The organism is Camelimonas sp. FR25 (assembly GCF_059740505.1).
The window spans coordinates 17,280-42,019 of the sequence record NZ_JCAWFG010000055.1; the positions used below are offsets into that span (position 1 = coordinate 17,280).

Genomic DNA, 24,740 nt, shown 5'->3' on the forward strand with positions numbered 1-24,740 from the left:
GCATGGGTCGTGGAACGGGCGCTTTTTTTGTAGGCTGGCCGCGCTCTTGCCGCAAGGGACCTGCTCCCAGTCGCTTCGCCGCATCCCCCTGTTTTCCCGATGCTCCCTAGTGTGATGTTTCCGGGCCCATTGTGTCGGTTTGCGTCCCCGGCTGGGCGATGCGCTGGTTCTGGCGCGGTCGGCAAAGCAACGCAGGGTGGACGGTTCTGGGTGGCGCGGACGCAGCGTCGCGGGCCTGACCCCCGTCGTTAGTTGCGCCGGACGGGGAAAACACCGGTTTTACAGTCCGATTCTTGACTTTAGCGCACGACGGCCACATGTTTTCTTCATGACCGAAGCGCTGACCACTGCGGGCCATCCGCAAGCTACCTGTCCGATAGCGGGATACTAGCCCGACGTTCGTCCGCGCGCCCCGGACGTCGGGGCGACGCCGCTGGCTGTTTTCTTCAGCCATTCCTGACAGGCGCGCAGTTTTTTCATTTCACTCCGTTCCAGACCTATGAACCGGCCGACGTCCGAAGCGTCTGGCTGGAAGGCCACACCCATGACCAAACTTGGCAGCACCCGTTCCCGTTTGCCGGCGCTCGTAATCAGCGCCGACGACCACAAGCGCCTGAGCCTGCTGGCCGAGGCCGCCAGCGACCGCATGCCAGATGTGGCGGAGGTCCTGTTGCAGGAGCTCGACCGCGCCAGGGTCGTCAAGGACGGCGCAGCGCCGTCGGACCGTGTCCGTATGGGCTCGACCATCACCTATACGGCTGGCGGCGTCGATCGCACCGTGAGGCTGGTGTACCCGGGCGAGGCCGATATTGAGGCGGGGCGCATTTCGATTCTCACCCCCATCGGCGCGGCCCTCATCGGTCTCACCGCTGGCCAGTCGATCCGCTGGACCGGGCGCGACGGCGCCGCCCATGAACTGACCGTGCAAAGCGTCACGCCGCCGGAGGCGTAAGCGTTGCTGTCAGGGGGCGGCTTGTAACTTTACCGGGCCTGCAGGCGTTCGCGCGCAAGGCGTGGATGCCCGTGACGAGCACGGGCATGACGGCTGGGGCGGCATACGGTGATGTCCGCGTCGCCGCGCCGCGCGCCAGCCGTATGTGCAGCGCCCCAAGAGGCGACGCCATTGGCGCCTTATTTCCAGCAAGGACGCCCCTTTACGACCCCCAATGACGTCATGGTCGGGCTTGTCCCGACCATCCACGTCTTCGCGCTTGAGCCATAGAGCAACCACCCGCCGGCCAGTCGACGACCTGGCCGGTCGTTCGCATCTTTCTGCCCTGTCCGTTACCCCCCGCCCCTCGCCTCGCCAGCCCCCGCCCCTCGCCTGACGCCCTCGCGTAGCCCTTGCGCCGCTAGCCCGCCGATCTGTGCGCATGCCTCATGAAGGCCGCCATCGCGCGCGTCCAACGGCTGTCAGCCCTTCGCGGCGCCCCACCTCCATCCCATCGCCCACATCAGCCACCCCACGGCCAACGAATCGACATTCCCCAGCGGCAGATGACCTCTCCGCCATGCAGGGCCTGACGACGCGCAGCGATCCGCGCCGCTCAAGCCGTGTCGTGGCGGTTAGATGGCGATTATGTGGCGCTGGCGGCCCGTGCTCGCGCGGATGTGAACGCTGTGTGGCGTCTGTGACGCGGTGTGTCGGCTGTGGATACGTCTGTTGCGCCTGCAACGTGCCCGGGTTCGACGCAATGGCCTTGAAACGCCCGGCCCTGCGCCAGTCTCACCGCCAAAGTCCACATCCGGATGGTTGTGCAAATGCCACGCGCCCGTCCCCACTTTCCACACGGGGCCGTCCCGGCGCACCTGGCATATTCCCCTTTTGAGGAGGCGCAGGCAGACTGAAATCGCCGTGTTCGCTTGGGCTTGCAGGCGTCAAGGGTGTCTTCAATCTACTAATTGTAGGGCAGCGCCCCGGTGTAGCCCCTATATATAGAGTTTCATTGCGACGCCGGGCGTTCTGGTCTAGCGTCCGGAACGTCGGGTTGAGAACCGCCGCGCCCTCGCGGGCCGCAGGCGCTCCGCCTGGTATTTCAGACGAATTTCGCCCTGGATGGCGCGTATGCTGACGCGCGGCGGGGCCTGCATCCATTATCTACAGCCGCGTGAGCGGTGACGGAGACTTCCATGCGGATCGAGCGGCGTTACACCACTGCAGGCGCCTCAGTCTGGGACGCGATTGCGTTCCGCAAGACCACCAGCGAGATCCGCAATCCGGATGGCTCGGTTGTGTTCCGCCTTGAGGACATGGAAGTGCCCGTCGCGTGGAGCCAGGTGGCCGCCGACGTGCTGGCGCAGAAATATTTCCGCAAGGCGGGCGTGCCGTCGGCGCTGAAGCGCGTCGAGGAGAACGGCGTGCCGTCATGGCTGTGGCGTTCGGTCCCCGACGAGGCGGCCCTCGCCGCTGTGCCGGAAGAGGCCCGCACCCGCTCGGAAATCTCCGCCAAGGAAGTGTTCGACCGCCTCGCCGGCTGCTGGACCTATTGGGGCTGGAAGGGCGGCTATTTCACCGCTGAAGACGACGCGCGCGCCTTCTTCGACGAATTGCGCTTCATGCTGGCCAACCAGATGGTGGCGCCGAATTCGCCGCAATGGTTCAACACCGGCCTGCACTGGGCCTATGGCATCGACGGCCCCGGCCAGGGCCATTTCTACGTCGACTTCAAGACCGGCGAGCTCAAGGCCTCTGAATCGGCCTATGAGCATCCGCAGCCGCACGCCTGCTTCATCCAGTCCGTCGCCGACGATCTGGTCAATGAAGGCGGCATCATGGATCTGTGGGTGCGTGAGGCGCGCCTGTTCAAATATGGCTCGGGCACTGGCTCGAACTTCTCCGCCCTGCGTGGCGACGGCGAGCGCCTGTCGGGCGGCGGCCGCTCCTCGGGCCTGATGTCGTTCCTGAAGATCGGCGACCGCGCCGCCGGCGCCATCAAGTCGGGCGGCACCACCCGCCGCGCCGCCAAGATGGTAGTGGTTGACGTGGATCACCCGGACATCGAGGCCTATATCGACTGGAAGGTGAAGGAAGAGCAGAAGGTCGCCGCCCTCGTCACCGGCTCCAAGACTGTGCGCAAGCACATGAAGGCGGTGCTCAAGGCCTGCGTCAATTGCGAGGGCGAAGGCGACGCCTGCTTTGATCCCGAGCGCAACCCGGTGCTGAAGCGCGAATTGCGCCTCGCCCGCCGCGCCATGGTGCCGGACAGCTACCTCAAGCGCGTCATCCAGTACGCCCGCCAGGGCTTCCGCGATCTCGATTTCGACGTCTATGACACCGACTGGGATTCCGAGGCCTATCTCACCGTCTCGGGCCAGAACTCGAACAATTCGGTGTCGATCACCGACGACTTCCTGCGCGCCGTTGAGAACGACGGGACCTGGGCGCTGACCTATCGCGACGGCAAGGTGAAGAAGACCCTGCCGGCACGCGCGCTGTGGGACAAGATCAGCTACGCCGCCTGGGCCTCGGCTGATCCAGGCCTGCACTACAACACCACGATGAACGACTGGCACACCTGCCCGGCGGACGGCCGCATTCGCGCCTCCAATCCGTGCTCGGAGTACATGTTCCTCGACGACACCGCCTGCAATCTGGCCTCAGCCAATCTGCTGCAGTTCTACGACCGCGACGCCCAGCGCATGGATGTGGAGAGCTACGCCCACGCCTGCCGGCTGTGGACCGTGGTGCTTGAGATTTCGGTGACCATGGCGCAGTTCCCGTCGAAGGAAATCGCCCGCCTGTCCTATGAGTTCCGCACGCTCGGCCTCGGCTACGCCAATATCGGCGGCCTGCTGATGACCATGGGCCTGGGCTATGACAGCCGCGAGGGCCGCGCCCTGACCGGCGCGCTCACCGCCATCATGACCGGCGTGTCCTACGCCACCTCCGCCGAAATGGCGAAGGAGCTGGGCGCCTTCCCGGGCTACGCCCGCAACGCCGATCACATGCTGCGGGTGATCCGCAACCACCGCCGCGCCGCCCATGGCGCGACCAGCGGCTATGAGGGCCTGGCCGTGACGCCGGTGGCGCTCGACGCCGCCTCCTGCCCCGACGCGCGGCTGATCGACTTCGCCCGCGCCTCCTGGGATGCAGCGCTGACGCTCGGCGAGCAGCACGGCTATCGCAACGCCCAGGCCACCGTGATCGCCCCCACCGGCACCATTGGCCTTGTGATGGATTGCGACACCACGGGCATCGAGCCGGACTTCGCGCTGGTGAAGTTCAAGAAGCTGGCTGGCGGCGGCTATTTCAAGATCATAAATCGCGCCGTGCCGGATGCGCTGCGCCGGCTTGGCTACAGCGAAGCGCAGATCGCCGAGATCGAGGCCTACGCCACCGGCCACGGCTCGCTGGGCCAGGCGCCAGGCGTCAACCACAGCACGCTGCGGGCCAGGGGCTTTACCGACGAGGCCATCGCCACGCTGGAGAAGGCGCTGCCGAGCGCCTTCGACATCAAGTTCGCGCTCAACAAATGGACACTGGGCGAAGCCTTCCTCACCGACACGCTGAATGTGCCGGCCGAGCGGCTGGAGGACCCGTCGTTCGAGCTGCTGGCCTTCCTCGGCTTCAGCCGCAAGGATATTGAGGCGGCCAACATCCATGTTTGCGGCGCCATGACGCTTGAGGGCGCCCCGCACCTGAAGAAAGAGCATTACGCCGTCTTCGATTGCGCCAATCCGTGCGGCCGCATCGGCAAGCGCTATCTGTCGGTGGAGAGCCACATCCAGATGATGGCGGCGGCGCAGCCGTTCATCTCGGGCGCCATCTCCAAGACCATCAACATGCCGAATGACGCGACGGTTGAGGATTGCGCCAACGCTTACATGCTGTCCTGGCGCCTCGGCCTCAAGGCCAATGCGCTGTATCGCGACGGCTCAAAGCTGTCGCAGCCGCTGAATTCGGCGCTGATCGCGGACGATGAGGACGAGGTCGAGGACGCGCTCGACACGCTGCTGGCCCAGCCGACCGCCGCCCGCACCGCCCAGGTGGCCGAGCGCATCGTCGAGAAGGTGGTGGAGCGGGTGCAGCGCATCCGTGAGCGCGAGAAGCTGCCGGAGCGCCGCAAGGGCTACACCCAGAAGGCCATCGTCGGCGGCCACAAGGTCTATGTGCGCACTGGCGAGTATGAGGATGGCCGCCTCGGCGAAATCTTCATCGACATGCACAAGGAAGGCGCCGCCTTCCGCGCCATGATGAACAATTTCGCCATCGCCATCTCGCTCGGCCTGCAATATGGCGTGCCGCTCGATGAATATGTCGAGGCCTTCACCTTCACCCGCTTCGAGCCGGCGGGCTTCGTCCAGGGCAATCAGTCGATCAAGAACGCCACGTCGATCCTCGACTATGTGTTCCGCGAGCTGGCGATCTCGTACCTCGGTCGCGACGACCTCGCCCATGTCGACCCGTCGGAAATCGGCTTTGACGTGATGGGCAAGGGCACGGCCCAGGGCCGCCAGCCCGATGGCGAGGCCATTGCCGCGCCCGCCCCGCGTCCGCTGGTGTCGAAGGGCTTCGTCCGTGGCCGTCAGCCGACCAATCTGCTGGCCATCCCCGGCGGCGCCGATGGCGCCCCGGTGGCCATCGCCGCCGGCGCCCAGGCCGCCACGGCGCTGAAGGAGCCGCTGCCCGAGCTCAACGACAATGACGACGACGAGACGGTGGCCGAGGCGATTTCCGCCAAACTCCAGTTCGCCCCCGCCGCCGCCGCCAGCGCCCCATCCTCCTCGGACCGCCGCAAGGAAGCCCTGATGAAAGGCTACCAGGGCGACGCCTGCGGCGAATGCGGCAACTTCACCCTTGTCCGCAACGGCACCTGCCTGAAATGCGACACCTGCGGCGGCACGACCGGCTGCTCGTGAGGTAGCGGGGGCGCCTTCGCCCACGACGCCACTATGGGCGTCGTGGGCGAAACACGACTTTCTCTCAGCAATTTATTGCGCGACGCCAGGCCAGCGATTCAATCGGCGCATGACGTGTCGCCATGAGCGAAACGCCAGGCAGCAGATCGCGCAACAACGACGCGACGGGGCGACGCCTTATCCTTTAGTTAGGGAGCAAGCAGGCCTGGCGACGCCATGCAAAGAACATGACGTGACCGGCGCTCACTCTAGAGTTAGTTATTCAAAGGGGGCTTGCTCGGGTCGCTCTTTGTTTTGAATTGGCGTCGTCGTGCGCTGCCCGGCAAGTACACTTCCCCCCAATCATCTTTGACCAGTCCTGCAATTGCGCCGTCATGCCCGCGCCCGGCGCGGGCATCCACGTCTTCCTGGTTTTGATGCGGCTGTCGGGATGCAACTTTATGCGCGCGGGTCGTACAGGTTGGGCGCCTTGTGGTTGGCAGGGGCGGCGCCACGCGTTGGATCAAACACGTGGATGCCCGTGACGCGCGCAGGCATGACGCGGGGGGGTGCAGGGAGATCGGACTTTGAAACGGGCGACCAGGGACCTGGACCAGCGCGCGGCTGTTGTCGCCGTCGGTATGCTAGCTGCGGTGGTCGATTTAGCCAGTAACTATCCGGCGGGAAATGGCCATGGATGGGTACATTCAAACCCCTGTTCGGAAGCCAAGACATTCTCGCGCTGTCACGCAGCGCGCAGGCAAAAGATCCAGTGCAACGGGCCTAACGTGGGAGCGCAGCCATCGTACGGCCTGACCGCTCCCATTCGCAAATTCGCCGGAGACGCACGCGCCAGTCCAGGGGGCGATTTGCCCACCCGCGCAAGGACGCCGCCATCACGGCTCCATCCTCTCGCCCGATCCGCCGCCTAAAACTCAATCCCCTCCTGGGCTTTCACGCCCGCGCCGAAATGGTGTTTCGTCGCGGCGATCTCGGAGACCAGATCCGCCGCCGCCAGTAGCTCCGGTTTGGCGTTGCGACCGGTGACGACGATGTGCAGGTCGTGGCGGCGCGTCGCGAGGGTCTGCACCACTTCATGCAGGTCGAGGTAGTCGTAGCGGAGGGCGATATTGAGCTCGTCGAGGATCAGCAGGGCGTAGCTGTCGTCGGCCATCATGCTGCGCACGGCCTCCCACGCCCGGGTGGCGGCGGCGACGTCGCGCGCGCGGTCCTGGGTCTCCCAGGTGAAGCCCTCGCCCATGGAGCGCCACGTCACCAGATCGCCGAAAGCTGCGAGCGCCCGCTGCTCGCCCGTGCTCCACGCGCCCTTGATGAACTGCACCACGCCGACGCGGCGGCCATGGCCCAGCATGCGTAACGCCAGGCCAAAGGCTGCGGTCGACTTGCCCTTGCCTGGGCCTGTGTGAACGATCAGCAGGCCCTTCTCGATGGTCTTGCTCGCCACCTCCGCGTCCTGAACCTGTTTGCGCCGCTGCATTTTTTCCGCATGGCGCAGCTCGTCAGGCGTTCGATCACCGGTCATTCTGTCCTCGCGTTGACAAATCGGGCGCGCGGCCACTACATGGCCGACAGCGACGGTCTCCTTCCTCACGGAAGGAGCCAAGAGGGAAAGCGGTGCGCCGAAAGGCAATGCCGCTGCTGTACCCGCAACTGTAAGCGGCGAGTCACCCGTCAATAAGCCACTGGGATCTCCCTGGGAAGGCGACGGCGCTGACACTGACCCGCGAGCCAGGAAACCTGCCGTCGCCTTTATCCATTCAGTCCGTCCGGCGGGATTACCGGGCTTGGGGGCGATGTGTCTTGTTTATCTGATGGCGGTCGCACTGCGGCCGTTGCTGACGCAAACCAGCGTTCAACCTGCGTCGTCACCACAGCGCCTGGCGCCAGCGCCGCGCCCCTGGTGACGATCGTGGTGTGCGAGAGTTGCCGCGCCGCCTGCCCCAGCCTGCAATCACACGATACTGACCAGCCGCGCGCCGGCGCCCTGCTGGCCGCCAGCGCGGAAGCCGCCGCTGCGTCCGCGCATGGCGTCGTGGTCCGCCGCGTCAATTGCCTCTCCAACTGCAAGCGCGGGCTCAGCGCCGCCATTCTCGGGCCCACCCAGTGGACCTATGTCTTCGGCGATCTCACGCCCGGGAGCGGCGCTGATCTGGTCGCTGGCGCGCTGCTTCTCGCCGCCTCCACCGACGGTCTGATGCCGTTTCGGCCGCGCCCCGAGGCGCTGAAGCGCGGCATGATCGCCCGCATTCCCAATTTGTCGCACCTCACGCCCCCCGAGGAGGCCCCATGACCGCCGCCAGCCGCACCCGCACGCCCTGCTCCGTCATCACCGGATTCCTCGGCGCGGGAAAAACCACGCTGATCCGCAATCTGCTGGAGAATGCAGGCGGCAAGCGCTTCGCCATTATCGTCAATGAGTTCGGCGACGTCGGCATCGACGGCGACCTGCTCAAGCAGTGCGGCCTGGCGTCCTGCCCGGCGGACAATGTCATCGAACTGGCCAATGGCTGCATTTGCTGCACCGTGGCCGACGATTTCGCCCCGGCGCTCGACCGCATTCTGGCGCTGCCGGAGCCCGTCGATCACATCCTGATCGAAACCTCGGGCCTCGCCTTGCCCAAGCCGCTGATCCAGGCGTTCAACTGGCCGCAGATCCGCAACCGCGTCACCGTGGACGGGGTGATCACCGTGGTCGACGGCCTCGCATTGGCCAATGGCGAGGTGACCGGCGACCATGACGCCCTCGCCGCCCAGCGTGAGGCCGACGAACAGCTCGATCATGACGATCCGGTGGAAGAGGTGTTCGAGGATCAGCTGGCTTGCGCGGATCTGATCGTCATGACCCGCGCCGATCTCATCGACGCCGACCAGCAGGCCCAGGCGCGCAATCTGCTCGAGGAGCATACCCCGCCTTCCGTCCGCATAATCACGGCGGCCAATGGCGTCGTCGACGCCGCCGTGCTGCTCGGTCTCGGCGTCGGCGCAGAGAATGAGATCGACAACCGCCGCACCCATCACGACGACGCGCTCGATCACGAGCACGACGATTTCGACAGCGTCACCATCGACATCGCGCCGGTCGCCGCGCCGGAGGACATCGCCGCCCGCATCGCCAGCGTCACCCGCATCGACGGCGTGTTGCGCATCAAGGGCTTTGTCCGCGTCGACGGCAAGCCGATGCGGCTTGTGGCCCAGGCCGTCGGCCAGCGGGCGAGCCATTATTTCGACCGGCCCTGGCGCGATGGCGAGGCCTCGCGGCTGGTGGTGATCGGTCTCAGTGGCTTCGACCGCGCCGCTGTCGCCCAGGCGCTCGCGCGCTAACCCACCGCCATGCACACCCTCGCCACCACATCGACGTCCCTGGACGATCTGGCGGCCCCGGTTGATCTGGGGCAGGCGCCGGCGCCCATGCTCATGCTGTCGTTCAGCGACAGCGACCTTGCGGGGCTGGAGGCGGCGTGGCGTGCAGAGAAGGATGACGACGCGGATTTGCCGGAGCTGAGGCTGACGCAGCTGCGGGAGCTGCGCCACCCCATGTCCGTCGATCTGTGGATCGCCCGCATGGCGCCCCACGCCAGGGTCATCGTGGCGCGGCTGCTCGGCGGCTATGACTGGTGGCCCTATGGCTGCGAGCAGCTCGCCGGGGCGGCCAGGCGCCATGGCGTACAACTGGCTCTGTTGCCGGGCGAAGACCGGGACGACGATGCGCGGCTGGCGGCGCTCTCCACCGTTCCGGATGCGGCGCGCACAGAACTGCTCGCCTGCTTCCGCCATGGCGGCGCCGACAACCGCCGGCTGGCGACGCGCTGGCTGGCAAAGCTGGCCGGCCACGACAGCCAGACGGGCCCGGCCCGGCCCATGCCGGCGATCGGCGGCTATCTGCCAGACAAGGGCGCCGTGGCGCTGGAGGCGCTCTACCAGCAACGCGATGGCGACCGACCGCTGGCGCTGGCGCTGTTCTACCGCTCGATGCTTCTGGCTGACGACCAGGCCCCGATCACCGCATTGCTCAAGGCGTTCGAGCAGCGCGGCGTCCAGGCCATGGCGCTGTTCGTCCCGTCCCTGAAGGCGACCGAGGCCAGGTCAGCTGTCATCGCCGCCTGCAGGGAGCTGCATCCCGACGCGCTGGTGACGGCAACCGCCTTCGCCGTCGGCGGCGATGCGGACAATCTCTTTGCGCAGCTCAACCTTCCGGTGTTTCAGGTCATCGTCGCGTCTACCCGACGGGAAGCCTGGGCGAGCGGCGCGCGCGGGCTGACGCCAGCTGACGTCGCCATGCATGTCGCTCTGCCGGAGCTGGATGGCCGCATCCTTGCCGGAGCGCTGTCGTTCAAGGCCGTGGATGAGAGCCTGGCCGAGGCGGGTCACGCAGCCCTGCGCAATGCCCCCGAACCGGACTGCGTCGCCGCGACAGCGGAGCATATCTGCGCCTGGATCGGGCTACGCCGCAAACCGCAAGCCGCCCGCCGCGTCGCCGTGCTGCTGCCCGATTACCCTGGCGTCGAGGGCCGCGCCGCCTATGCAGTTGGCCTCGATGCGCCGCAAAGCGCCCTGCTCATGCTGAAAATGCTGGCTGAAACCGGATATGGCGTCGCGCCGCCGCCAGCTGACGCCCGCAGCCTGATGCGCGCGCTTGAGCGGCCCGCAACCGATGCGCGCCTCGATGCAACGGCCTACGCCGCCATGTTCCGCGCGCTGCCGCAAGCAGCTCAGGATGAGGTGGTCGCGGCCTGGGGGCCGCCGCCTGCCGACGCTGCCTATTGCTTCCGCGTCATCGCCCTGGGCGAGGCCATCGTCGCCATGGCGCCAGACCGGGGCCGCAGCGACAGCCGCCGCGCCGATTATCACGACCCCAGCTTGCCGCCCGGCCATGCGCTGATCGCCTTCTGCTTCTGGCTGCGGCAGGTGTTTGGCGCCGACGCCATCGTGCATGTCGGCGCCCATGGCGCGCTGGAATGGCTGCCTGGCAAGGTCACGGCCCTGACCGCCACATGCTGGCCGTCGCTGCTGTGTGGCGCAACGCCGGTGGTCTATCCCTTTATCGTCAGCAATCCCGGTGAAGCGGCGCAAGCCAAGCGCCGCATCGGCGCCGTCACCCTCGGCCATCTGACGCCGCCCGTGGTGCGTCAGGCGACGCATGGCCCAATGCTGGAACTGGAGCAGCTGGTCGATGAATATGCCAGCGCCGAGGCGCTGGATCCGCGTCGCCGCGATGTGCTGGCCGGGCGCATCGTCAGCCATGCCCGACGACACGGGCTGGCCGCCGAGGCAGGCGTTGATGACGCCGAAGAAGCTAATACGGCGCTGCAGCGCATCGACGCATGGCTTTGTGATCTCAAGGATTTCCCGGTTCGCGATGGCCTGCATGTCTTTGGCTGCGCCGAGCCCGAGGCGCCCTTGGAGCGAAGGGCTGCCGCCGCTACTGAACGCGCCGCTCTGCTCACCGCGCTGGGCGGCGGCTTTGTAGCGCCGGGTCCATCTGGCTCGCCGGAACGTGGTCGCAGCGACGTGTTGCCGACGGGACGTAATCTGTACGCCGTCGATCCCCGCGTCATGCCGACCCCGACAGCCTTCGCCTTCGGCAAGGCGGCGGCGGAGCAGATCGTCACGGATTATTTGCAGCGCAACGGCGACTGGCCGCGCGCCATGGTCATCGATCTGTTCGGCAGCGCCAGCCTGCGCACAGGCGGCGAAGAGATCGCGCTCGGCCTCTGCCTGCTCGGCTGCAAGCCGCAATGGGATCATTCCACCGGGCGCGTGGTCGGCGCAGAGGTGCTGCCGCTCGCGGCCCTGGGCCGGCCACGGGTCGACGTCACCTTCCGCGCCTCCGGGCTGTTTCGCGACGCCTTCGCCACCCAGATCGCCTTGCTCGACGGCGCCGTGCGCGCCGTGGCGGCGCGCGAGGCGGAGCCAGACGAGGACAACCCGCTGGCCGCCATGCGGCGGGCTGGCGGCGATCTGGCGCGCATTTTCGCCCCTGGCACCGGGGGCTATGGCGCCGGTCCCGAGGCGGCGCTGAACGAGGGCGCCTGGCAGGACCGGGCGACGATCGGCGCGCTTTATGGCGAGCACGCGTCCCACGCCTATGTCGCCGCCGAGCCAGAAGGCGTCGCCGCCCCTGGCGCCTTCGCCGCCCTTGTCAGCGCCGCCGATGCGCTGGTCCACGTCCAGGATGACCCCACCCGCGATCTGCTCGACGGCTCGGCGGACGCCGCCTTCATCGGCGGCTTCGCCAGCGCCGCCGCCATGGGGACTGATGATGGCCGCACCCCCGATCTGATCATCCTTGACAGCACGGTGCCGTCCCAACCCAAAGCGCGTACACTCGACCATGCCGTGGCGCGCATCGTGCGGGCCCGGGCGACCAATCCGACCTTTATCGCCGGACAGATGCGGCACGGCCCGCGCGGCGCTGCTGAACTGGCGGAGACGGTCGACCGGCTGGTGATCTTCGCCGCCACCACCGGCGCGGTGTCCGGCGCGCTGATTGGCGCGGTCTATGACGCCTTTCTCGGCGACGCCCGCGTGCGCGATTTCCTGCGCGACCAGAACCCACAGGCGGCGCGCGCCATGGCGCGGCGTTTTCAGGAGGCCCGGCGGCGCGATCTGTGGCGACCGCTGCGCAACGCCGTCGATCACGATCTCGAGCAATTGCTGTCTGAACTGGAGGCGCACCCATGAGCGCCAGCGTCCCAGTCTCTGACATGCGCGGCGACGCCCTGCGTCGCGGCGCCTGCCCGACGATCCTTGCGCCAATGTGCACCGGCGACGGCGCGCTGGCGCGGCTTTACCCGGCAAGCCGGGCGCTAACGCCCCGGCAGTTGATCGCCGTGGCGGATGCGGCCGCCGCCCATGGAAATGGCGAAATCGAGCTCACCCTGCGCGGCGGCGTGCAAATTCGCGGCCTCGCCGCCGACAGTGGCCCGGCCCTGCTACATCACCTGACAGAAGCCGGAATCACGCCGCGCAGCGGCGTCCCCGTTGATATCAGCCCCATCGCCGGGCGCGACCCGACTGAACGGGCCGACGCCAGCGCGCTGGCCGCTCGCCTGACCGCCGCGCCCTTATGGTCAGAGCTGAGCGCCGCTTTGGGCCCCAAGGTCAGCGTCACCATCGATGGTGGCGGGCGCTTCAGCCTCGCGCATCTCATCGCCGACATTCGCATCGTCGCGACTGGGGTGGATGAGCTGCCATGGGCGATCTGTAATGGCGGGCGAAAGCCCTCTGGCGCGCGCCATGCCGGCGACCGCGTGGCTGTCTGTGACGCGACGCTGCAACTGCTTGGCGAGATCGCCCGGCATGGACAGGCAGCGCGCATCGGCGATGTGGATGCGAGCGTGCGCGAGCAGATGCTGGCGCCGCTGGTCTCTTTACCGCCAGAGCATCGCCCGACGCCCGCAGCAGGCCCCGGCATTATCCCGCTGCGCGCTGATAGCGGTTTTGCGGGCGGCTACAGCCTCCACGCCCGCTTCGGCGCCATCGCAGCGGAAGCGTTGGGCGCATTCGCCAGGGCATTGCCACCCGATGCAGAACTCAGACCGGCGCCGGATCGGGCGCTGATCGTGCTGTATCGCCAAGAGGTGGAGCTGGCGGCGGCGCTGGCTGCGGCGCGGCTTGGCGGTTGGATCACCGAGCCTGACGACCTTGCGCTGCGCGTCGATCCCTGCGCCGGAGCGCCGCGCTGCGCCTCCGCCAACTGGCGCACCCGTGACCTCGCCGAAGCACTCATCGCGCAACATCGCCCGTTGCTCAGCCGCGCCACATCCGGCGGGGCAAGGCTGCATATCAGCGGCTGCGCCAAACGCTGCAGCGCGCCACGCAGCAGCCAGGCCCTGACCGCCACCACCGCAATAGCCGGCGGGTCTAACCGCCAATCGGCGTCAGGAGCCGCATCGTCAGGCGGCCTCGCCTCGGACCGCGCCGACGATCGTCTCCTGATCACGCGCGCCATCATGGCGCTCGAACCCCATTTCCTGTCGCCAGCGCCAGCGGCGTCGCCAGCGGGCGATGCGCCGCCGTCCAGCGCGCGCTCAACGAGACCCAATATGCAGCACGACTATGTCCGGGATGGCGACGCCATCTATCGAGAATCCTTCGCCATTATCCGGCGTGAGGCTGATCTGTCCCGCTTTGCGCCAGATGAGGCCGATGTGGCGGTGCGCATGATCCATGCCTGCGGCGTGGTCGACGCGGCCCGCCATGTCGCATTCTCCTCCGGCTTCGTCGCGGTCGCCCGCGCCGCCTTGCAGTGTGGCGCGCCGATCCTGTGCGACGCGCAAATGGTGGCGCATGGCGTCACCCGCGCCCGGCTCCCGGCGCAGAATGAGGTGATCTGCACCCTGCATGATGCCCGCACCGCCGAGTTGGCGCAGCAACTTCACGACACCCGATCCGCCGCTGCGCTCGAGCTGTGGCGGCCGATGCTGGCGGGCGCAGTCGTGGCCATCGGCAACGCGCCCACGGCGCTGTTCCGTTTGCTCAATATGATCGCGGATGGCGGCCCGCGCCCGGCGGCGATCATCGGCATGCCAGTGGGCTTCGTCGGGGCGGCGGAATCCAAGGAGGCGCTGGCGGCCCAGAGCGACATCCCGTTCGCCATCGTGCGCGGGCGCATGGGCGGCAGCGCCATGACCGCCGCCGCCATCAATGCATTGGCGAGGGCAGGCATATGAGCGGCGTGCAGGCTGGCATGCTTTATGGCGTCGGCACGGGCCCTGGCGATCCGGAGCTGATGACGCTGAAAGCGGTGCGCGCCCTTGCGCGCGCCGATGTGGTGGCGCATTTCGCCAAGCGCGGCGCGCCCAGCAACGCCCGCGCCATCGCCAGCACCCACATTCGCGATCACGTCATCGAGCTGCCGCTGCTCTATCCGGTGACCACGGAGCTGCCCCACCGCAGCGACGCCTATCAGCAGGCGATCACCGCCTTCTATGAGCAGAGCGCCAGCGCCGTCGCCGCCCATCTCGACGCCGGCCGCACGGTGTGCGTGCTCAGCGAAGGCGATCCCCTGTTCTATGGCTCCTACATGCATCTGCATGTGCGGCTGGCGGCGCACTATCGGTCCGAGGTGATCGCCGGCGTCACCGCCATGTCCGGCTGCTGGTCGCAGAGCGGTCTGCCGCTGGCCCAGGGCGAGGACGTGCTGACCGTGCTCCCCGGCACGGTGGATGACGCAGGGCTCATGCGCCGGCTGAACAGCGCCGACGCCGTGGTGATCATGAAGGTCGGCCGCAACCTGCCGCGCATTCGTCGCGCCCTTGCAGCCACCGGCCGGCTGGCTGAGGCCATCTATGTCGAGCGCGGCACGACGCAGCGCGCCAGCCATATGCGGCTTGAGGCCAAGACGGACGATGTGGCGCCCTATCTGTCGCTGGTGCTGGTTCCGGCGTGGCGCGCAAGGCCTGGAGCGGGGCCACGCCCAGCGACCGGTGCAGATGCCCGCGCTGAGCCCGGCGTCACGGAGGCGGCCCATGGCTGAGCACGGTCGTCTCACAATCATCGGCCTCGGGCCCGGCTCGCAGGCGCAGATCACGCCGGAAGCGCGCGCCGCCGTCGCCCGCGCCACCGATTTCTTTGGCTATTTTCCTTACGTCGCCCGGCTTGATCTGCGCCCCGACCAGCGCGCCCACGCCTCCGACAATCGCGAGGAAATGGCCCGGGCGGCGGCGGCCATCACCATGGCGCTGGCAGGCCGCGACGTCGCCATCGTCTCGGGCGGCGACGCCGGCGTGTTCGCCATGGCGGCGGCGGTCTGTGAGGCCATCGACCATGGCCCGGCGGCGTGGCGGGCGCTCGACATCGACATCATTCCCGGCGTCACCGCCATGCTGGCGGTGGCCGCCCGCGTCGGCGCGCCGCTCGGCCACGACTTCTGCGCCATCTCCCTGTCAGACAATCTGAAGCCCTGGCGCCTGATTGAGACTCGCCTGCAAGCGGCGGCAAGCGCCGGTTTCGTGCTGGCGCTGTACAATCCGGTGAGCCGCGCCCGTCCGCATCAGCTGACGACGGCTTTCGACATATTGCGCGGCATCTTGCCGCCAGAGACGCCAGTGGTGTTCGGTCGCGCTGCCGGCCGCGCCGATGAGCGCATGGTCATTGCCCGGCTCGCCGACGCCCGCGCCGACATGGCTGACATGGCCACTTGCATCATCATCGGCTCGCCGGAAACGCGCGTGATTGCGCGCGAGGGCCGCGCGCCGCTGGTCTATTCGCAGCGATCCGCCGGGGCGCCGACGTGATCCCGCGCCAGCCCGCAGGCCGTGACGAGGAAGGCCAGCGCCGTGGCGATATCTGCTGTTTCAGCCACAGCGGGAGCCGCCGGGCGCGCCACCATGATCACCGGCAGCCCCAGCAGGCGCGCGGCCTCGATCTTGGCGTATGTCGCTGCGCCGCCGCTGTTCTTGGCGACCACCAGCCCGATTGCATGCTGGCGCAACAGCGCCAGCTCGTCCTGGAGCGTAAACGGCCCGCGCGCGGCGATGAAAGTGGCGTTGGCGAGGCGGATGGCGGCGTCGGGCGGATCGATGGTTCTGACCACATAATGATGTTGCTGCGCCGCCATGAACGGCGCGAGCTGCTGGCGGCCAATCGCCAGAAACACCCGCCCTGGAGCCGCGCCGATGGCGGCGACGGCGCCCTGCATATCGGCGACCTCGATCCAGTGATCGGAGAGCTTGCAGCGCCACGCCGGCCGTTGCAGGCGCAGCAGCGGCGTGCCGGTCAGGCCCGCGGCGGCGGCGGCGTTGGCGGCCATTTGCGCGGCGAAGGGGTGGGTGGCGTTGATGATGGCGGCGACGCTGTGCTGCTGCACATAGCTCGCGAGGCCCCCGACCCCACCGAAGCCGCCGGTGCGGACGCTCACAACGATGTCGCCGTCATATTGCGCGTGAGGCTGCAGGGTGCGGCCCGCCAGCGACAGGGTGATGCGCACCGGCAGGGCCTGCGCGGCCATGGCGTTGATCAGCGCGCGCGCATCGCCCGCCCCACCCAGCACCAGCACATGCGGTCTGGGATCAGCAGCGGCAGGCGTGGCTCGCATGAATTGGTCGTCCGGGAGGCGCGTCATGACCTCCACTAAGGGCGAACCGATCGCAATCGCAAGCACGGTGGCCGCAGGCGCTCTGGTGGGCGACGCCCCCACACAACCCTGGCTCAGCGCCGTGGGCATCGGTGAAGACGGGATCGACGGCCTGTCGCCTGCCGCCGCGCGGGCGATCGCCAGCGCCGCGATCGTATACGGCGGCGCCCGCCACCTCGCGCTGGCGGATTCGCTGATCAACGGGCGCGCCATCGCCTGGTCCTCGCCGTTCGAGCATTGCCTCGCACAGCTATTGGCGTTGCGCGGACAGCCGGTGTGCGTTCTGGCTAGCGGCGATCCCATGCATTTTGGCGTCGGCGCCACGCTGGCGCGGCGATTGCCGCCAGCGGAGATGCAGGTCTATGGCCAGCCATCGGCGTTTTCGCTGGCCGCCGCCCGCCTCGGCTGGCCAATACAGGATGTGACGCTGCTGTCCCTGCACGGTCGCGACGAGGCGGCGCTGCTCGATGCGCTGGCGCCGGACGGCCGCATCATCACCCTGACCAGCGACGGCGAAGCGCCCGTGCGTCTGGCGCAGATGCTCACCCAGGCGGGCTGGGGCCAGTCGCAGTTGCACGTGCTCGAAGCCATGGGCGGAGCGCAGCAACGCCACACGACATGGACGGCGCGCGAGCTCGTGTGCGGCGCGTTTCATCCGCTGAACGTCATGGCCTTTGAGCTGCGGCCCGACGCCGACATCACGCCGCCTGGCCCGGCCTTTGGCCTTGCCGACCGGGCGTTCCTGCATGACGGCCAGATCACCAAGCAGTCCATCAGGACGCTGACCCTGGCGGCGCTGGCGCCGCGCCCGGGCGATCTATTGTGGGATCTCGGCGCAGGCGCCGGCTCCATCAGCATCGAATGGCTGCGCCTGTCGCCCAGCCTGCGCGCCATTGCAGTCGAGGTCTCGGCGGAGCGCGCCGCCCGCATCCGCGATAACGCCCGTCGCCTGGGCGCGCCTAGGCTACAGCTGCGCGTGGGCCGCTCCCGCGATGTGGCGCCAGAGCTTCCCGCGCCCAACGCCGTGTTCATCGGCGGCGGGGCCGACGCCGCGCTTGTCGACGTCGCCATGGCGGCGCTTAAGCCGGGCGGGCGCCTCGTGATCAACGCCGTGACGATCGAGACCCAGGCGCTGGTTGCGGGCCTGTTGCTGCGCCACGGCGGCGCCGCGAGCCAGATCAGCATCGCCCACGCGGCGCCCGTCGGCTCGCTGCATGGCTGGCGCCCGGCGATGCCGGTGATCCAGTGGCGCTGGACCAGGCCGACGCCAGACGCGGAGACGACGTCATGACCATGGCGAGTTCTGTGATCGCATTGAACGGGGCGCACGGCGTTTATGTCGCCGGCCTTGGCCTGCGGAAGGCCGCGACAGTGGCTGACCTGTTGGCGGCGATCACCGTGGCCTGCGGCTCAGCCGGGATCGGCGTCGCGCAGCTCGCGGCGCTGGCTTCCTCGGCGGAAAAGGCGCAGGCGCCTGCGGTTATTGCCGTCGCCCTTCAGCTGGGCGTCGCGCTCATCGCCGTAGAACGGCCAGCGCTGGAAGCCGCCGCAGGCCGGTGCCTGACCCATTCCGCCGCATCGCTGGCGGCGACGGGCCTGCCATCGCTGGCGGAAGCCGCCGCCCTTGCCGGCGCTGGGCCGCGCAGTCATCTGCTCGCGCCGCGCGTCGCCCATGGCGCTGCGACCGCCGCGATCGCTTTGTCGGCTGCTTCCATTGCGGCCACTCTCCCCCAATCCTTGCCAGGCCAACACACCCCATGACCGTTCATTTCATCGGCGCGGGCCCCGGCGCCGCCGACCTGATCACCGTGCGTGGCCGCGACCTGATCGCCGCCTGCCCGGTTTGCCTCTACGCCGGCTCCATCGTGTCGCAGGAGCTGCTGCGCTATTGCCCGCCCGGCGCGCGCATCATCGACACGGCGCCCATGAGCCTCGACGAGATCGAGGGCGAATATGTCGCCGCTGCGGCTTTGGGGCATGATGTGGCGCGCCTGCACTCTGGCGATCTGTCGGTGTGGAGCGCCGTCGCCGAGCAGACGCGTCGGCTCGACCGCCTGGGCCTCGCCTGGACGATGACCCCGGGCGTCCCCGCTATCGCCGCCGCCGCATCCGCCCTCAGGCAGGAGCTGACCATCCCCGGCGTCGCCCAGTCGCTGGTGCTGACGCGCGTCTCAGGTCGCGCCTCGGCCATGCCAGCCAACGAGACGCTGGAGAAATTCGGCGCGACTGGCGCGACCCTCGCCATTCACCTCGCCATTCATGCTCTGGGACGGGTCGTGGCCGAGCTGTCGCCGAAGTATGGCGCAGATTGCCCTTGCGTCGTCGCCGTGCGCGTCAGCTGCGCCGATGAGCGCATCATCCGGGGCACGCTGGGCGATATCGAACAACGCATGGCGGCGGATCCGGTCGAGCGCACGGCGCTGATCCTGGTCGGCCAGAGCCTTGCGCCGCGCGACTTTGAGGAAAGCGCCCTGTACAGCGCCGGCTATCAACGCCGCTACCGCGGCCGGCCGCTGCATCTGTCGGGCGGCTCTGCAGCGGATGCCGGCGCATGAGCGGCGCGACATCACACTTAACGGACGCCGTCGCCCGGCTCTGCGCCGCCTGCCCTGCGCTCGACACCGCGACGTTTCCGCCGGGCAGCGTGCTGCTGGCGGGCGCTGGCCCCGGCGGGCTCGAACATCTGACCCTCGCCGTGATCGCCGCTTTGGCGGCAGCCGACGCCATTGTCTATGACGCGTTGGTCAATCCAATGGCGCTGCGCGCCGCGCCCCAGGCTGAGCTGCATTATGTCGGCAAGCGCGCTGGCTTACCGTCAGCGCGGCAAAACGACATAAATGCACTGATCGTTGCGCTGGCGCGCGACGGCAAGAGGGTGCTGCGCCTCAAGGGCGGCGATCCCAATGTGTTCGGGCGTGGCGGCGAAGAGGCGGAAAGCCTGCTGGCCGCCGGCGTGCCATTCCGCTTTCTGCCAGGGCTGACGTCGGGGCTGGCGGCGCTGGCGCGGTTTGGCATTCCGGCGACGCTGCGCGGAGTCTCCCGCGCCATCATCCTGGCGACAGGCCACGCCGCCGACGACGGAGCGGATGGCCCAGACTGGGCCGCCCTGGCCCAGGTCGGCGAGCCGCTGGTGATCTATATGGGCCTCGGGAATCTGGGCCGCATCACCGACAGGCTGATGGCGGGCGGCCTCGCGCCACACACGCCGCTCGCCGTGATTGAAGGCGCCACAACCGCCCATGAGCGCCTGCTGGAGACCAGCCTCGCCGGCGCGACAGCTGCGGTGTCTGCCGCCGGGCTGAAATCGCCTGCGCTGGTGGTGATCGGCGAGATCATCGCCCATCGCTTGCCGACCGCGCGTGACGACGATGGCGGCGCGCGGGCAAATGACGCGGACAGCACAGATGAGGCGCGCCATGGCTGAGACACCCATCACGCAGCCACGTGGCCTGATCATTGGCGCGGCGCGCTCTGGCTCTGGCAAGACCAGCGTCACCATCGGCCTGCTGGCGGCGTTGCGACGGCTTGGCCGCGACATGCGCGCCGCCAAATCTGGCCCGGATTACATTGATCCCGCCTTTCATCAGGCGGCGACTGGCGCGCCCGGGGTCAATCTCGACAGCTGGGCGATGCCGCCCGCCATGCTGCAACGTCTGCTGTTGCGCCAGGCCAGCGGCGGCGATTTACTGCTCATCGAGAGCGCCATGGGCCTGTTCGACGGCGTATCCGCCCCGCACGGGCGCTCGGGGGCCGCCGCTGATCTGGCGCGGCTGTTTGGCCTGCCGACGCTGCTGGTGCTGGATATCTCGGGCCAGTCGCAGACGGCGGCGGCCATCGCCCACGGTTTCGCCCGGTTTGATCCGCAGGTGCGCATTGGCGGCGTGGTGCTCAACCAGTCGGCCAGCGCCCGGCACGAGGCCTTCGCAGCCACGGCCATCGAAGCCGCTGGAATCCCCGTGCTCGGCGCCATCCGTCGCAACGCCGGCATCGCTCTGCCTGAGCGCCATCTTGGTCTGGTTCAGGCGGGCGAGCACGCCGCCCTCGCCGCCTTCATCGACCAGATGGGCGCGGTCATCGCCGACAGCGTCGATCTGGCCGCCGTCCAGGACATCGCGGCGCCACTGACGATGGCGCCAGCGCGCGACCTGGAGCGCATCACGGCAGGCCGCCTCCGACCGCCAGGGCAGCGCATCGCCCTCGCCCAGGATGCGGCGTTCTCCTTCATCTATCCGCATGTGCTGCGCGGCTGGCGCGCGGCCGGGTGCGAGATCGTGCCGTTCTCGCCGCTGGCCGATCAGGGGCCCGATCCGTCCTGCGACGCCTGCTGGCTGCCGGGCGGCTACCCGGAGCTGCATGCCGGGCGATTGGCTGCGGCGACGCGGTTCCGCACCGCTCTGGCCGCTTTCGCCGCCACCCGCCCAGTCCATGGCGAGTGCGGCGGCTATATGGCTTTGGGCGCGGCGCTGGTGGACGAAGGCGGCGTCGCGCATCAGATGGCCGGACTGCTCGGCCACGTCGCCAGTTTCGCCAAACGCCGGATGAACCTCGGCTATCGCGAGGCGCGGCTACTGGCCGACTGCGCCCTCGGGCCAGCGGGCGCCGTCATTCGCGGCCACGAATTTCATTATTCGAGCCTGATCGACGCCGGCAAGGACCTGCCGCTGGCGGCGCTGGCTGATTCCCAGGGCCAGCCGCTTGGCGACAGCGGCGGCAGGCGCGGCCTGGTCAGCGGCTGTTATTTCCACGCCATCGCCAGCGTCTGAAACCGGAAGCTGCCGCTTATGATCCTGCTCATAATGAACCTGTCGTTCACGCGCGGAGACGCCTGAGATGCAGCGCTTTTCCGTCATTGGCATCGGCGCGGGCCATCCCGACCAGCTGACCATCCAGGCTGTCGCTGCGCTCAACCGGCTCGATGTGCTGTTTATCCCGCGCAAGAGCGGCCAGAAGGACGATCTGGCGGCGCTGCGCCGTGAGATTTGCCGGCGGCATCTGCGCAACGCCGCGACGCAGATCGTTGAATTCAACCTGCCGCAGCGCGCCGCCGACGATGGCCGCTATGTCGAGACCGTCGACGCCTGGCATCAGGCCATCGCCTGCGCCTATTGCGAATTGATCAAGGCGCATGTGCCGGAAGGCGGCGCAGCTGGCCTTCTGGTCTGGGGCGATCCATCGCTCTACGACAGCACGCTGCGCATCCTCGACCGCGTTGACGCGCTGCGGCGCAAGGCCGTGACGCGCGAGATCATTCCGGGCGTCACCAGCATGCAGGCGCTCACCGCCGCCCATGGCGTGGCGCTGAATGATATCGCCCGCCCAGTGGTCATCACCACTGGCCGGCTGCTGCGCCACGGCTTTCCGGCAGACGCCGACACCGCCCTGGTGATGCTCGATGGCGGCTGCGCTTTCACCAGCCTGCCTGCGGCAGACTTCGATATCTGGTGGGGCGCCTATCTCGGCATGGAGCAGCAATTGCTGCGCCATGGCCCGCTCGATGAGGCCGGCGAAGAGATCGTCGCCCTGCGCGCTGAGGCGCGCCAGCGCCATGGCTGGATCATGGACATCTATCTGTTGCGGCGCCGGGCGGCAGGGGTCTCATCATGACGCCCCCGTGGACGCCCGCGTCCTCACCCGTTCGCGATGGCGGCGCGGAAGCAGTCGAGCGCCCGCGCCACGCGCCCCGCCGCCGCCTTGTCCGGCGGCAGGCCGAAGCGCAGCACATCGGCGCCCAGGCCGCTGTCGGCCTCGAATCGTCGCACCCAGACGCCGTGCTGCGCCAGGATCTGGAACAGGGTTTGCGCCTGCGCATGGCGGGCAAGCCGGAACAGGCTCGTGCCGCCGACAATGGTCAGTCCCGCGCCGCGCAGCACATCATCAAGCCTTCCTGCCTCGGCCGCCAGCCGCTTGCGCATGGCGGCGCGCCAGGCCGCGTCCGAAAGCGCCGCCTGGCCCGCGACCAGCGCCGGCCCGGACACTGCCCACGGGCCGAGAATGGCGTTGAGCCGCTCCGCCTGCTGACGCGCCGCGATGACAAAGCCGAGGCGAACCCCAGCCAGGCCGTAGAACTTGCCAAACGAGCGCAGCACCACCAGCGCGCCGGCGACCCGCCCGACGCAATCGGCGACGCTGTCGACATCGCTGGCGTCGATGAACGCCTCATCGACCACCAGAAGGCCGCCCTTGCGCCCAAGATGCGCAGCGAGATCGAGCAGTTCATCGCGCCTCAGCGCCCTGCCATCCGGGTTATTCGGGTTGACCACCACGGCGAGGTCGGCGTCATACAAGGCGCTGAACGCCTGCGTCTCACGCACCGCGTGGCCGGCGATGGCGGCGGCGCGGCGATGCTCGGCATAGGTCGGCGACAGAACCGTGGCGACGCCAGGGGCGCGCAGCAGCATCACCTGCGGCAGCAGGATCTGGGTGCCGGGCCCGGCGACGACGGCGGCTTCCGGCCCAACGCCCCAGGCCTCAGCCGCCGTCTGACACAATGCGGCGTGCAGAGCGGGCTCTGGCAGCCGGGTCAGCGCCCAGGTCGGAGCTGGCTTGCGCGAATAGACATGCGGATTAATGCCCGTCGACAGATCGATCCACGGCAATTGCGCCTCGGGATACAGCCGCGACGCCTGGGCCAGCGAACCGCCATGGACGATGCGCTCCTGCGGGCAAGCCTGTTCGACGCCCTGAGCCGGCGTAACCATCATCGGGCCAGGCCCTGGAGTGAAGCGCGCCATGTCATTGTCTGATGGGTCCTGGTCTGCTGTGGGGGCGCCTGGCTGGCTGGCGCTGGGCTTCGCTTTGGCCTGCGCGGCCATGGCGATCGAGCGCGCCTGTGGTTATCCGGGCGCCCTGTTCCGGCGCATCGGTCATCCGGTCACCTGGTTCGGCGGCATGATCAGCTTGCTGGAGCGACGTCTGAACCGTGCCGCGCTGCCCGCCCGCCGCCGTCAGGCCTGCGGCCTGATTACGCTGATTCTGCTATTGCTCGCGAGCGGCGGCGCGGCGTTGCTGGTGGAAAGCTCTTTACTCACCCTGTTCGGTCTGTGGCTGGGATTACTCGCCGCCGCGCTCGTCGCCAGCACGCTGATCGCGCAGCGCAGCCTTGATGAACATGTGAGCGCCGTCGCTGACGCTCTCGACCAGAATGGCCTCGCCGCAGGTCGCCGCGCCGTGTCGATGATCGTTGGTCGTGATCCGGAGCAACTGGATGAAGCGGCGGTGTGCCGCGCGGCGATCGAGAGCCTGGCCGAGAATTACGCTGATGGCGTCGCCGCGCCGGTGTTGTGGCTGGCGGTCGCCGGCCTGCCAGGCGGCGCCATGTACAAGGCGATCAACACGGCGGACAGCATGATCGGCCACCTCAACGACCGCTATCGCCATTTTGGTCGGGCGGCGGCGCGGCTTGACGATCTGGTCAATCTGCCGGCCTCGCGCCTCAGCGCCCTGACCATCATCGCCGCCGCCGCGTTGACGGACGGCGCGAACGCCACCGCCAGCCTCGCGGCGGTGCGGCGCGACGCGCGTTTGCATCGCTCACCCAACGCCGGCTGGCCGGAAGCTGCGATGGCCGGCGCCCTCGGCCTCGAACTGGCGGGCCCACGCATCTATGGCGGCGAGCTGGTCGATGACGCCTGCATGGGGCGCGGCGGCAGACGTGCCGCCAATGCAGCCGATATTCGCAAAGCCCTGCGGCTCTACCGGCGCGCATCGCTCATCCTGATGGGCCTGATCGCCATCCCCCCTGTCATTTACGGTTTGAGCTGGCTGCTGTGATGAAACCCGCGTGCCGTTTGCGCAACGAAAGGAT

General features: G+C 68.4%; 18 protein-coding genes, 1 pseudogene and 1 riboswitch. Of the genes and pseudogenes, 16 read left to right on the top strand and 3 right to left on the bottom strand.

The window, feature by feature from the left end; translation table 11 throughout:
* Positions 1–544: 544 nt before the first annotated feature.
* Positions 545–952, top strand: a complete 408-nt coding sequence (rnk, locus tag AC6A67_RS06990) for a nucleoside diphosphate kinase regulator (protein ID WP_498035828.1) — start codon at positions 545–547, stop codon at positions 950–952.
* Positions 953–2,130: 1,178 nt separating this feature from the next.
* Positions 2,131–5,859, top strand: a complete 3,729-nt coding sequence (locus AC6A67_RS06995; protein WP_498035829.1) for a vitamin B12-dependent ribonucleotide reductase — start codon at positions 2,131–2,133, stop codon at positions 5,857–5,859.
* Between the two features lie 907 nt (positions 5,860–6,766).
* Here AC6A67_RS06995 and cobO read toward each other — a convergent pair.
* On the bottom strand, positions 6,767–7,381 hold the full coding sequence (gene cobO / locus AC6A67_RS07000) for a cob(I)yrinic acid a,c-diamide adenosyltransferase (protein WP_498035830.1): 615 nt from the start codon (positions 7,379–7,381) through the stop codon (positions 6,767–6,769).
* A gap of 36 nt (positions 7,382–7,417) precedes the next feature.
* Positions 7,418–7,618, top strand: a riboswitch (cobalamin riboswitch).
* Positions 7,619–7,654: 36 nt separating this feature from the next.
* Between cobO and AC6A67_RS07005 the strand changes: the two genes are divergently transcribed.
* The 7 genes and pseudogenes from AC6A67_RS07005 to AC6A67_RS07035 all read left to right on the top strand — a co-directional run bounded on the left by AC6A67_RS07005 (position 7,655) and on the right by AC6A67_RS07035 (position 16,097).
* Positions 7,655–8,149: a DUF1636 family protein gene (locus AC6A67_RS07005; RefSeq protein WP_498035831.1), complete on the top strand. Its 495-nt coding sequence runs from the start codon at positions 7,655–7,657 to the stop codon at positions 8,147–8,149.
* Entirely contained in the window at positions 8,146–9,180 is a 1,035-nt protein-coding gene (cobW, locus tag AC6A67_RS07010) for a cobalamin biosynthesis protein CobW (RefSeq protein WP_498035832.1), read from the top strand. The genes AC6A67_RS07005 and cobW overlap by 4 nt, the downstream gene beginning before the upstream one ends.
* Positions 9,181–9,189: 9 nt before the next feature.
* Positions 9,190–12,540 carry a cobaltochelatase subunit CobN gene (gene cobN, locus AC6A67_RS07015; RefSeq protein ID WP_498035833.1) on the top strand — a complete coding sequence of 1,117 codons (3,351 nt, stop codon included), beginning with the start codon at positions 9,190–9,192 and terminating at the stop codon, positions 12,538–12,540.
* Between the two features lie 74 nt (positions 12,541–12,614).
* Positions 12,615–12,797: pseudogene (locus tag AC6A67_RS07020) on the top strand (ferredoxin-like domain-containing protein); the annotation flags it as partial.
* A 1,107-nt stretch (positions 12,798–13,904) separates the two neighbouring features.
* Positions 13,905–14,531: a precorrin-8X methylmutase gene (locus AC6A67_RS07025; RefSeq protein ID WP_498035861.1), complete on the top strand. Its 627-nt coding sequence runs from the start codon at positions 13,905–13,907 to the stop codon at positions 14,529–14,531.
* The gene (locus tag AC6A67_RS07030; protein WP_498035834.1) at positions 14,528–15,337 is read left to right on the top strand and encodes a precorrin-2 C(20)-methyltransferase; all 810 of its coding nucleotides are present in this window, start codon (positions 14,528–14,530) and stop codon (positions 15,335–15,337) included. The genes AC6A67_RS07025 and AC6A67_RS07030 overlap by 4 nt, the downstream gene beginning before the upstream one ends.
* Positions 15,330–16,097 (top strand): precorrin-3B C(17)-methyltransferase, encoded by a 768-nt coding sequence (locus AC6A67_RS07035; RefSeq protein WP_498035835.1) that lies wholly within the window; start codon positions 15,330–15,332, stop codon positions 16,095–16,097. The genes AC6A67_RS07030 and AC6A67_RS07035 overlap by 8 nt, the downstream gene beginning before the upstream one ends.
* On the opposite strand, the gene AC6A67_RS07040 is transcribed toward AC6A67_RS07035, so the two are convergent.
* Complete coding sequence (locus AC6A67_RS07040; RefSeq protein ID WP_498035836.1) at positions 16,064–16,897, bottom strand: cobalt-precorrin-6A reductase; 834 nt, start codon at positions 16,895–16,897, stop codon at positions 16,064–16,066. The two genes, AC6A67_RS07035 and AC6A67_RS07040, sit on opposite strands and share 34 nt — an antisense overlap.
* Before the next feature lie 25 nt (positions 16,898–16,922).
* Here AC6A67_RS07040 and cbiE point away from each other — a divergent pair, with 25 nt between their 5' ends.
* The 6 genes from cbiE (at position 16,923) to cobF (ending at position 22,540) form a co-directional block, all read left to right on the top strand.
* Positions 16,923–18,227, top strand: coding sequence for a precorrin-6y C5,15-methyltransferase (decarboxylating) subunit CbiE (cbiE, locus tag AC6A67_RS07045; protein WP_498035837.1), 1,305 nt, complete (start codon positions 16,923–16,925; stop codon positions 18,225–18,227).
* Between the two features lie 14 nt (positions 18,228–18,241).
* Positions 18,242–18,697 carry a cobalamin biosynthesis protein gene (locus AC6A67_RS07050; RefSeq protein ID WP_498035838.1) on the top strand — a complete coding sequence of 152 codons (456 nt, stop codon included), beginning with the start codon at positions 18,242–18,244 and terminating at the stop codon, positions 18,695–18,697.
* Entirely contained in the window at positions 18,694–19,491 is a 798-nt protein-coding gene (gene cobM, locus AC6A67_RS07055) for a precorrin-4 C(11)-methyltransferase (protein ID WP_498035839.1), read from the top strand. Before AC6A67_RS07050 ends, cobM begins: the two co-directional genes overlap by 4 nt.
* Positions 19,488–20,360, top strand: a complete 873-nt coding sequence (gene cobA / locus AC6A67_RS07060) for a uroporphyrinogen-III C-methyltransferase (protein WP_498035840.1) — start codon at positions 19,488–19,490, stop codon at positions 20,358–20,360. The genes cobM and cobA overlap by 4 nt, the downstream gene beginning before the upstream one ends.
* A complete protein-coding gene (locus AC6A67_RS07065; protein WP_498035841.1) occupies positions 20,353–21,699 on the top strand; it encodes a cobyrinic acid a,c-diamide synthase CobB in 1,347 nt (448 codons plus the stop codon). Before cobA ends, AC6A67_RS07065 begins: the two co-directional genes overlap by 8 nt.
* A 67-nt stretch (positions 21,700–21,766) precedes the next feature.
* On the top strand, positions 21,767–22,540 hold the full coding sequence (gene cobF, locus AC6A67_RS07070) for a precorrin-6A synthase (deacetylating) (protein ID WP_498035842.1): 774 nt from the start codon (positions 21,767–21,769) through the stop codon (positions 22,538–22,540).
* A 23-nt stretch (positions 22,541–22,563) separates the two neighbouring features.
* On the opposite strand, the gene cobD is transcribed toward cobF, so the two are convergent.
* On the bottom strand, positions 22,564–23,667 hold the full coding sequence (cobD, locus tag AC6A67_RS07075; RefSeq protein WP_498035843.1) for a threonine-phosphate decarboxylase CobD: 1,104 nt from the start codon (positions 23,665–23,667) through the stop codon (positions 22,564–22,566).
* On the opposite strand from cobD, the gene cbiB reads away from it, so the two are divergent.
* Positions 23,666–24,706: an adenosylcobinamide-phosphate synthase CbiB gene (cbiB, locus tag AC6A67_RS07080; RefSeq protein WP_498035844.1), complete on the top strand. Its 1,041-nt coding sequence runs from the start codon at positions 23,666–23,668 to the stop codon at positions 24,704–24,706. The genes cobD and cbiB overlap by 2 nt on opposite strands.
* The last annotated feature ends 34 nt before the right edge of the window (positions 24,707–24,740 follow it).

What these genes read in the sequence shown, in the direction of transcription:
- rnk (WP_498035828.1), top strand. Translation starts at nt 545, where the DNA reads ATGACCAAACTTGGCAGCACCCGTTCCCGTTTGCCGGCGCTCGTAATC.
- AC6A67_RS06995 (WP_498035829.1), top strand. Translation starts at nt 2,131, where the DNA reads ATGCGGATCGAGCGGCGTTACACCACTGCAGGCGCCTCAGTCTGGGAC.
- cobO (WP_498035830.1), bottom strand. Translation starts at nt 7,381, where the DNA reads ATGACCGGTGATCGAACGCCTGACGAGCTGCGCCATGCGGAAAAAATG.
- cobW (WP_498035832.1), top strand. Translation starts at nt 8,146, where the DNA reads ATGACCGCCGCCAGCCGCACCCGCACGCCCTGCTCCGTCATCACCGGA.
- cobN (WP_498035833.1), top strand. Translation starts at nt 9,190, where the DNA reads ATGCACACCCTCGCCACCACATCGACGTCCCTGGACGATCTGGCGGCC.
- AC6A67_RS07025 (WP_498035861.1), top strand. Translation starts at nt 13,905, where the DNA reads ATGCAGCACGACTATGTCCGGGATGGCGACGCCATCTATCGAGAATCC.
- AC6A67_RS07030 (WP_498035834.1), top strand. Translation starts at nt 14,528, where the DNA reads ATGAGCGGCGTGCAGGCTGGCATGCTTTATGGCGTCGGCACGGGCCCT.
- AC6A67_RS07035 (WP_498035835.1), top strand. Translation starts at nt 15,330, where the DNA reads ATGGCTGAGCACGGTCGTCTCACAATCATCGGCCTCGGGCCCGGCTCG.
- AC6A67_RS07040 (WP_498035836.1), bottom strand. Translation starts at nt 16,897, where the DNA reads ATGCGAGCCACGCCTGCCGCTGCTGATCCCAGACCGCATGTGCTGGTG.
- cbiE (WP_498035837.1), top strand. Translation starts at nt 16,923, where the DNA reads ATGACCTCCACTAAGGGCGAACCGATCGCAATCGCAAGCACGGTGGCC.
- cobM (WP_498035839.1), top strand. Translation starts at nt 18,694, where the DNA reads ATGACCGTTCATTTCATCGGCGCGGGCCCCGGCGCCGCCGACCTGATC.
- cobA (WP_498035840.1), top strand. Translation starts at nt 19,488, where the DNA reads ATGAGCGGCGCGACATCACACTTAACGGACGCCGTCGCCCGGCTCTGC.
- AC6A67_RS07065 (WP_498035841.1), top strand. Translation starts at nt 20,353, where the DNA reads ATGGCTGAGACACCCATCACGCAGCCACGTGGCCTGATCATTGGCGCG.
- cobF (WP_498035842.1), top strand. Translation starts at nt 21,767, where the DNA reads ATGCAGCGCTTTTCCGTCATTGGCATCGGCGCGGGCCATCCCGACCAG.
- cbiB (WP_498035844.1), top strand. Translation starts at nt 23,666, where the DNA reads ATGTCATTGTCTGATGGGTCCTGGTCTGCTGTGGGGGCGCCTGGCTGG.
- cobD (WP_498035843.1), bottom strand. Translation starts at nt 23,667, where the DNA reads ATGGCGCGCTTCACTCCAGGGCCTGGCCCGATGATGGTTACGCCGGCT.